The organism is Bartonella refiksaydamii, from assembly GCF_902652675.1.
Classification (GTDB): domain Bacteria; phylum Pseudomonadota; class Alphaproteobacteria; order Rhizobiales; family Rhizobiaceae; genus Bartonella; species Bartonella refiksaydamii.
This window is the reverse complement of sequence record NZ_LR736324.1, coordinates 1-7,675: the sequence shown is the minus strand read 5'-3', so window position 1 is coordinate 7,675 and position 7,675 is coordinate 1. Positions and strand designations below refer to the sequence as shown.

Below are 7,675 nucleotides of genomic sequence, written 5' to 3'. Positions count from 1 at the left end.
GCACATCAACATCACTTTTCTGATTAATTTCATTTTCAACCTCAAGCCGTGTCATAGCTGTCTTTAACGCATTTTCTGTTTGCTTATGCCATTCGCTTTTCTTGCCAAGGTGAAAGGCTTTCGCTAAAGCCATAAAAAAAACGGCTAAAGCCGCTGTAAACATGAGAAAATATTTCTTAAACCAAAAAATCACAAGCGTTGCTCCCTAAATCGCTTGGCTACAAACACTATGCCTGTACATGCCGCTAAAACCATTATTCCTGCTAATGCCCATTGGATGGCACCATTGCTCGCCAACAAACCTCCAAGACCTGAACAAGAGCCTATAATATGAAGATGGCACAAAAGAGTCTAAAAAGTTTGATGGCGGACAGTGTTATACAATATCGGAAAAGGCAGATTTTAGGACCAAGGCACAAGTGAAAGCATAAACTTACGACGGTGGTGTTCCTAAAAGCGTTCTGAATTACGAACCGCTCATAGACAAAACAACAAAAACATAAAAAACTATCGAAAAATGCTTGATAATGTTAGATATGTATAGATCAGATACATGTGGAGATATCGAATATCTAACAAATGCCTTAAATTGACAGCAGATAGATTGTCGATACAATCTTTTTTCGCACATTAAAGACGTTGACTCATTATACACGCGCGTAGCATATAGTATCTCTCTCGGGGGTGGCTATGCCCAAATACCCTTTTGAGAGGAGCATAGCAATAACTATCGATTGTGTTTATTTGTACCAAGCACCTTTTAGAAATGTTATTAACAAATCTCTAATCGATAGGAGTTCACAATGAACACTCTCATAGAAATTACAGAACAAACTATAGAACAAGCAATTATTCAAACAGTAAATGCATGTGAATTACATACATTTTGGGGAATAAAAAACGTGTTTTGCTACTTGGATTACAGATCGTATTAATCATTATGAATTTGAAGAAGAAAAAACTTTATAAAAACACAGAATTTACAGTTTACAATATTAGCAAGCACAAAATCTATGGCTATTGCCGCAATTAATTATCACCTTACATGAGACTTGGTAAAAGAGCTCTCAATGGTTGAACACAATGAGAAAAGGCAGCGTTATTTCATTGAGTGCGGAAAAAAACGAAGAAGCTAACCTGTCGATGATAACTGTAATATACGCTTTGACTTACCAAACATTGGGACAAGATTAAGCTGCATCTTTGATTGTGATAACGCCTCCCCTACCAAACACAGTTAGTGCTTGCACCAGTGTTTAAAGCCTAATTGGATAGTTTCGATCAACGATACATCGTTCTTCTGTTTCTTTCTTGCCAAGACGATTAGCCAACTTTCTGTGATATCCGCTTCATTAAAAGCTTTTATCATTGCTAGTTTGAGAGCACTTCATGCATCTACCGTCATCGTTACAAGAGCCTTATACTATTTGTGTTATTGGTAAAGATAGAGCACGCATAAGATAAGCTATGTAATGCGGGTTCTAAAGCTTCCCCTCAATTTTCTCCTGCTGCATTGCTTCTGATACATACAGAAAGGTTACTATAAAATCACCATTCCATTCGGATCAGATTGCAGCTTTACTTGATAAGTATATTCTATACTTCAGCTCCGTTACCTCGAGACATTACATCCCTTTTTATCATACACAACGCTTTATTCTTATTAATCTTTTTTAAAATGAGGGATGTATAAATAAAAATAAGAGCATGAGATTTTCATACTTGCCTCTACAATCTATAACTAACGGAAAAGGACTTCTTTTTGAAGTCCTTTCATGCCATCCCGTAAAGTACATTCCATAATTTTACAGCAAAACTGAGCTAAAATAATATATTCTCTCTCCCTACCAATTAAATATGGAGAATATGGAAGCGTATAAATATCGTCCTAAATTAACATACACTTGCTTCATTTTCTGAAACATTAGCACCACATTTTTCCAAAATGTACCGTGATTCTCTGGAACAGAAAGTATAACAACTTCATTGAATAAAGAGCCAATCTGTTTCCTAGAAAATAAATCCGCACCAGAAATATTATAAGAAGTAATAACAGACTTTTCTCTTTGAATGACTGTACTATCACACGCTTGTACTGTAGAGAAAAAACATAAAACAAAAATACATATAGAAAATATATACCTTATATTCATAGTTTTAATATCACCTTCTTTAATAGAACTAACATAGTAAATTTAACATAACGTTATTATATCAATATAATATAAAATATATTATATTAAAATAAACTATCATATCATTATTAAAGTATTTATATAAAATAAGTTCAGAATGATAATTGTTTATTTCTCTTGTAGAAAAAAACACAAAACTTTGCAACAGAAGAACAATCATCATCACGATTTGTGTTAAAGTGCATTTATCAAATTTTTAGTGATAAGATAATTTTTAAGTTTACAGTTCTTAATAAGAATTTATATAGAATATATAACTATTATCTTTGATATAATAACTTAGATAACATAATATAAGTTTCTTTTATCCTATGAATTACTTCATTAAAGTGACAAAAAAATTAAAAATATGGCTTTATAATGTCATCATCTCCTCTCTATTTTAGCTTCAGAGGTATATGATACAAAACCTCATTCAAAGCAAAAACTACTCTTTCTTTGATGTAATGAGAGGAACAGATTTTTTAATCGCAAGTGCAATAAAAGATGCAATAAATACCTTCACAAATCCACCAAACATAAAACCTGACGAAACTGTTAAAGCTTCTAATAAAGAAACTCTAGTAATATAAGCCATCCACGGTATGCCAAAAGCATAGACAATTCCTATACCACCTACAGTGTTTATCACAAATAATGTTATAAAATTCAATCTCGCCCAAAATAGCTCCACCATAAAACCAATAAAAAATGCAGCAAATGGAAAACTAATCAGATAACCACTCGTAACTCCTGTAAAAACACTGATTCCACCACGACCTCCAGGCAAGAGAGGTAATCCAATCGCAATAAGAACAAGGAAAAGAAGCGATGCTAAGGCCCCTCTTTTGGCCCCAAGTATAGATCCTGCTAACATCGGCCCCATAGATTGAGCTGTAATAGGAACTCCAAGAAGAAAAGGAAGAAAAATCGGAGGGAAAAGACCTAAAACGGCATAAATAGCAGAAAATAAGGCGATATAAGTTAAATCTTTTGTATTCACTAGATAATTCTTTCATTATGAATGATTTTTTTGATCGTTAGATACTTTATCAACAGCATCAGCATTATAACAACGTGCCTCCAATGCTTCAGCAACTTCTTCAGCCATCCTTATGGTTCGTATAATTAGAGGTATTGCAAGAGCTGCAATATTGGTATTAAGCCCGCGGGCTCGCTGTGCTTCACGCACTTCATTAAATTTTTCACTCAAAAGAGGAATAAACCTGATCGCCATAGAGATAACCATACTCACTTTTGATGAATTTATACCAAAGCAACGAAAGGGCTGAAGCCCTCCTTGAATCGAGGCCACCATATCTGAAACTTTTGTTGTGAATGAAATAAGTAATGATAAAGAAAAAAGGATAATAAGACGCAATACGACCTCAACGCCCTCAAGCCAATTAACAAAAATAACTTGAAACAAAAATATAACGACTAAAAAAAATCCTATTGATTTAAACTGCTGAATCACAGTGCTAAAGGGAATTTTGGCAACTCTATATAATAAAGTTTCTAACAATAAAAAAAATACTAAAAATGGTATAGATGAAACCATTAACAGAGTAGTTCCACATAGTGCAAGAAATAACAACTTAATGCTTGGTTGTAGCTTATGAATAAGCGTATCCCTCGGAAGATATAAACCAATCACGACATTCTTCTTATATACTCTTTGATCGCAACAAAAGGCACATCATCAACAACTATCTCGCCCTTCTCAAAAACTAACACTCTATCAAACTTTTTCAAAAACTCCAAATCATGCGATACAACAATCGCTGTTTGTGATAATTCCTCTATAACTTGCGTGACACGACGCTTATTACGCAAATCAAGTAATGTTGTGGGCTCATCAAAAACAATATAATCTGGTCTCATTGCTACTACACTCGAAATAGCAACCAATTGTTTTTGTCCACCACTTAATAAATGAACTGCATGATTTTTAAAGGACTGAAGATCATAACGCTGTAAAATTTCATCCACACGTTTCTTAATTTCATCCTTACTAAGTTTTAAGTTTTTGAGACCAAAAGATAAATCTTCTTCCACCAACGGCAATACAATCTGATTATCAGGATTTTGAAAAACAAATCCTACTTTACGCTTTACTGCTTTTGCATCGCGTTTTGTATCAAGCCCATCAACACTCACAAAACCATTTGATGGAAGTTGTAATCCATTAATAAGACGGACAAATGTGCTCTTTCCAGAACCATTTGCTCCAATAACTGCGATTCGTCTTTCAGTAAGCTGTAAAGTAATATCTCTTAGAACACACAAATCACCAAAGACTTGTGTCACCTTATCAAAATTTATGATCCCCAAGATTTATTCCCATCAATCCCTTTTATTACCTTGTCTACCACTATCACTGATCTTATAGCCCAAAAGCAAAAATAAGCACCATAGAGGAATGATAATAACCGCCAAACTCATATCAGACATCTGCACTGGGATATATGACTCAATAAAAGCCGCTTTTATTCCCATCATGTCTAAGAGTTGAGCCATTAATCCATCTTGCCCAAAGCCGCTGATAAACATAATACAAAATAATAAAGCAAGAAAACAAAGGCAAAGATAGTTGGCGTAAGGATATAAACCAAACGCATAAATAAACGATCCTTTTTTGTTTTTATGTGCTTTGCGAAATTTTAAATGAACAATAACAATGATAGCCCAAGTAATGATCGCTGCTGCAGTAGCAAGAGCCATGATCCGCATAAAACTATTATCAGGAATAATAAAATTTACAACGACAATTATCGCAGTACAGAGAGAAGAAAAAAGGATAGCAACATAAGGAACACGAGCAGAGCTAAGTTTACTAAAAATATGCGGTGCATTTTTCTGTATAGCTAAACTATAAAGCATACGACCATTAGAATAAATGCCACTATTATAAACTGAAACAGCAGCCATAATGACCACAAAATTTAAAATATGACCTGCTGCAGGAATTCCTACGGTCTCAAAAATTGTAACAAAGGGACTACCACTTTTCCCGATCATGTTCCATGGGCTTATCATCATGATAACACTGATAGAACCAATATAAAAAATTATAATCCTCCACATAACTTGACGAATAGCCGTTGGAATTGTTTTTTGTGGATTAGCTGCCTCTCCAGCAGCAATACCAACAAGTTCTGTTCCACCAAAAGAAAACATCACTACAGAAGTAGCCAAAATAACCCCTGTTGCCCCATACGGAAAAAAACCGCCATGATTCCAAAGATAGTGAATACTCGCTTGACTACCATTCATTCCAGTAACAATGAGAAAAATCCCGAAAACAATCATGCCAACAACAGCAGTAACTTTGATCAAAGCACAACTAAATTCAAATTCTCCATAAAAACGCACATTAAACAAATTAATTAGTGTCATAACCAAAAGAACAATGATGGATGATTTCCAATGATCAAACGAAATCCAATGATCAAGGTAAAATCCAATCACAGTAAGTTCAGTCATACTCACAAGAACATAAAGAAACCAATAATTCCAACCTGTTATAAAACCGGCAAAGCGTCCCCAATATTTATATGCAAAAAAACTAAAAGCACCTGAAGTCGGTTCTTCTGCAGACATTTCACCAAGCATCCGCATAATAAAATAGATAATAAGCCCCCCAAAAAGATAAGCTAAAATGGTTGAAGGACCAGCTAATTGAATCGCCTCCGTTGCCCCATAAAAAAGACCCGTTCCAATAACACCACCCAAAGCAATCATTTGAATATGGCGATTTTGAAGGCTACGCTTCAATTCATCGTTCTTGCCCTTAAACATCTTCCCTTATTACTCATATTGAATTTAATTTAAATCTTTATCAAGAAAACTAACTATAATTTTTGTGCATCTTTTTTAAAAATCATAAAAAACAAACGCAAACTTATTTTTCTTGTCATAATACAACTCTTTATTTTTCTATACGTTACGCGAATATTATGCAAAAATGATAAGAAGAAATATGCTCCGTCCTTTACTTAAATTAATGGATTTCATTTTTGTTACGCTGACAATTATAGTGTCAGTCATTGATAGCGCAAACTCTGTAAGTACATCACATCGGATGCCCCCCTCAATAAAATTGTTAGTAAATTTTTTGCAAACAAATATCTATAGCTTTAACCAGTCTATACGCAATACCATGCCGTCTTTCCTGTCCTCAACTTGCATTACTCTCACCTATTTACCAATATGGTCTATCTTTGGCGCTTTAGCAATAATATTTTGTCTCTTGGATCATGCCTCCAAAAAGCCTTTTCGCAAAATCTCATATACCCAAAAATACATTTGATATTACGAGGACACCTCTCAAGCCTATAATGCCATATATACCGCCCACTAGAGAACTTCATCCTATAGAGATAGCTGAAGATCATTTGGTTAATAAAAACAAATTAAAAGCGTCTGATTATGAAATTCACTTTATATGTCTGCTACAAACATCAGAAAAAATCTGAACAGCAAATAACTGCAATTATGCAAAAGATATTGTTGCCCATTGCAACTTATTATATTACACATTACACTTCAATATCTCAAAAAAACTGAGAACTTTAATACAGGCATTAAATGCCTCTATTGATGAGAGGACAATACAACAGCTTCTTAAAAGGAACTTCGTTCTTCTAAATTTGAAAATCGCTGCGCTAAAATATCAATTTTTTTAGATATTTCATCTAAATTTTTCCATTGATCAGTTACCACAGAAGAAAGTTCCTCGATGAGTCTTTCTTGGTACGCTAGCTTTGTTTCCAATTTTATTAACCGATTTTCATCCAACATAGTTCTTACTCCACCTTAAATTTATCAAACCGCCCTCTTACTCCTATTCCTATAAAAATGAGAAATCGCCTCTTATCAATTCTGCTGATTTTGTCTTCATATCATAAAAACCAATGATATTTTTATTCTCTATATAGCTTGTTCAACAATTTTTTCTTTCCCACAAAAAGCATAGATACTTTCATTTTTACAAGAATATCTGAACCAACTTCCATCGCAAAGATGCGTTTTTATATCACTCCAAAATTAAAACATGATCACGAATTGAAAAGATCTATCAGCACTTTATAGCATAAAAATCAAAAACAGCTCCTCACTTCCTAAAGTTCTCCCCTTACTTCAATGACAACTGAAACTTATAAATCATTGAACAAAATGCTTACTTGCTTTTATATATACTTTTGGCTATTACCCTCAAAACAACTTTTGTTCAAATAATGTATAAGCCTTTGCCGTATTAGCTCAGTTGGTAGAGCACATCATTCGTAATGATGGGGTCGCTGGTTCGAATCCGGCATGCGGCACCATTTTATTTCTTTAACATATTTGAATATATAGATTTTTTCTTTGTAGCTGTAGCTTGACGGCGGGTTTTGTATATTTTGCCACTAGGTTTTGTACCAATTTATTTTTTTCAAAGAGCTTTTAAAGGGGTTCTCAAAGGGTCTTCAAAGGTCTTTCAAAGGTTATTTAAAGAC

General features: G+C 34.0%; 7 protein-coding genes, 1 tRNA gene and 3 pseudogenes. 4 read left to right on the top strand and 7 right to left on the bottom strand.

Annotated features, from left to right (window positions below; translation table 11 throughout):
* Both GQO39_RS07755 and GQO39_RS09310 read right to left on the bottom strand, forming a co-directional pair.
* A partial coding sequence (locus tag GQO39_RS07755) for a hypothetical protein (RefSeq protein WP_156851671.1) occupies positions 1-193 on the bottom strand: 193 nt, incomplete at its 3' end.
* Positions 190-330, bottom strand: a pseudogene (locus GQO39_RS09310) (lysozyme); the annotation flags it as partial. The pseudogene GQO39_RS09310 and the gene GQO39_RS07755, both read right to left, overlap by 4 nt.
* On the opposite strand from GQO39_RS09310, the pseudogene GQO39_RS09515 reads away from it, so the two are divergent.
* A pseudogene (locus GQO39_RS09515) lies at positions 330-525 on the top strand (hypothetical protein); the annotation flags it as partial. The pseudogenes GQO39_RS09310 and GQO39_RS09515 overlap by 1 nt on opposite strands.
* Positions 526-803: 278 nt before the next feature.
* A pseudogene (locus GQO39_RS09510) lies at positions 804-1,133 on the top strand (antA/AntB antirepressor family protein); the annotation flags it as partial.
* Between the two features lie 1,489 nt (positions 1,134-2,622).
* Here GQO39_RS09510 and GQO39_RS07750 read toward each other — a convergent pair.
* Genes GQO39_RS07750 through GQO39_RS07735 form a run of 4 tightly spaced genes read right to left on the bottom strand, consistent with a single transcriptional unit; the run spans position 2,623 to position 5,975 of the window.
* Positions 2,623-3,177, bottom strand: a complete 555-nt coding sequence (locus GQO39_RS07750) for a biotin transporter BioY (RefSeq protein WP_156851670.1) — start codon at positions 3,175-3,177, stop codon at positions 2,623-2,625.
* A gap of 15 nt (positions 3,178-3,192) precedes the next feature.
* Positions 3,193-3,831, bottom strand: coding sequence for an energy-coupling factor transporter transmembrane component T family protein (locus GQO39_RS07745; protein WP_156851669.1), 639 nt, complete (start codon positions 3,829-3,831; stop codon positions 3,193-3,195).
* A complete protein-coding gene (locus GQO39_RS07740) occupies positions 3,828-4,508 on the bottom strand; it encodes an energy-coupling factor ABC transporter ATP-binding protein (RefSeq protein WP_156851668.1) in 681 nt (226 codons plus the stop codon). The genes GQO39_RS07745 and GQO39_RS07740 overlap by 4 nt, the downstream gene beginning before the upstream one ends.
* A 12-nt stretch (positions 4,509-4,520) precedes the next feature.
* Positions 4,521-5,975, bottom strand: a complete 1,455-nt coding sequence (locus GQO39_RS07735; protein WP_156851667.1) for an amino acid permease — start codon at positions 5,973-5,975, stop codon at positions 4,521-4,523.
* A gap of 181 nt (positions 5,976-6,156) precedes the next feature.
* Here GQO39_RS07735 and GQO39_RS09505 point away from each other — a divergent pair, with 181 nt between their 5' ends.
* A complete protein-coding gene (locus tag GQO39_RS09505) occupies positions 6,157-6,486 on the top strand; it encodes a hypothetical protein (protein WP_156851666.1) in 330 nt (109 codons plus the stop codon).
* Positions 6,487-6,800: 314 nt separating this feature from the next.
* Here the strand turns inward: GQO39_RS09505 and GQO39_RS07725 are convergent, their stop codons facing one another.
* Positions 6,801-6,977 carry a SlyX family protein gene (locus GQO39_RS07725; RefSeq protein ID WP_156851665.1) on the bottom strand — a complete coding sequence of 59 codons (177 nt, stop codon included), beginning with the start codon at positions 6,975-6,977 and terminating at the stop codon, positions 6,801-6,803.
* 451 nt (positions 6,978-7,428) lie between these two features.
* On the opposite strand from GQO39_RS07725, the gene GQO39_RS07720 reads away from it, so the two are divergent.
* Positions 7,429-7,504: transfer RNA gene (locus GQO39_RS07720), tRNA-Thr, on the top strand.
* The last annotated feature ends 171 nt before the right edge of the window (positions 7,505-7,675 follow it).

Excerpts from the sequence above, each read along its gene's own strand:
- GQO39_RS07725 (WP_156851665.1), bottom strand. The coding sequence starts at position 6,977 with ATGTTGGATGAAAATCGGTTAATAAAATTGGAAACAAAGCTAGCGTAC.
- GQO39_RS07735 (WP_156851667.1), bottom strand. The coding sequence starts at position 5,975 with ATGTTTAAGGGCAAGAACGATGAATTGAAGCGTAGCCTTCAAAATCGC.
- GQO39_RS09505 (WP_156851666.1), top strand. The coding sequence starts at position 6,157 with ATGCTCCGTCCTTTACTTAAATTAATGGATTTCATTTTTGTTACGCTG.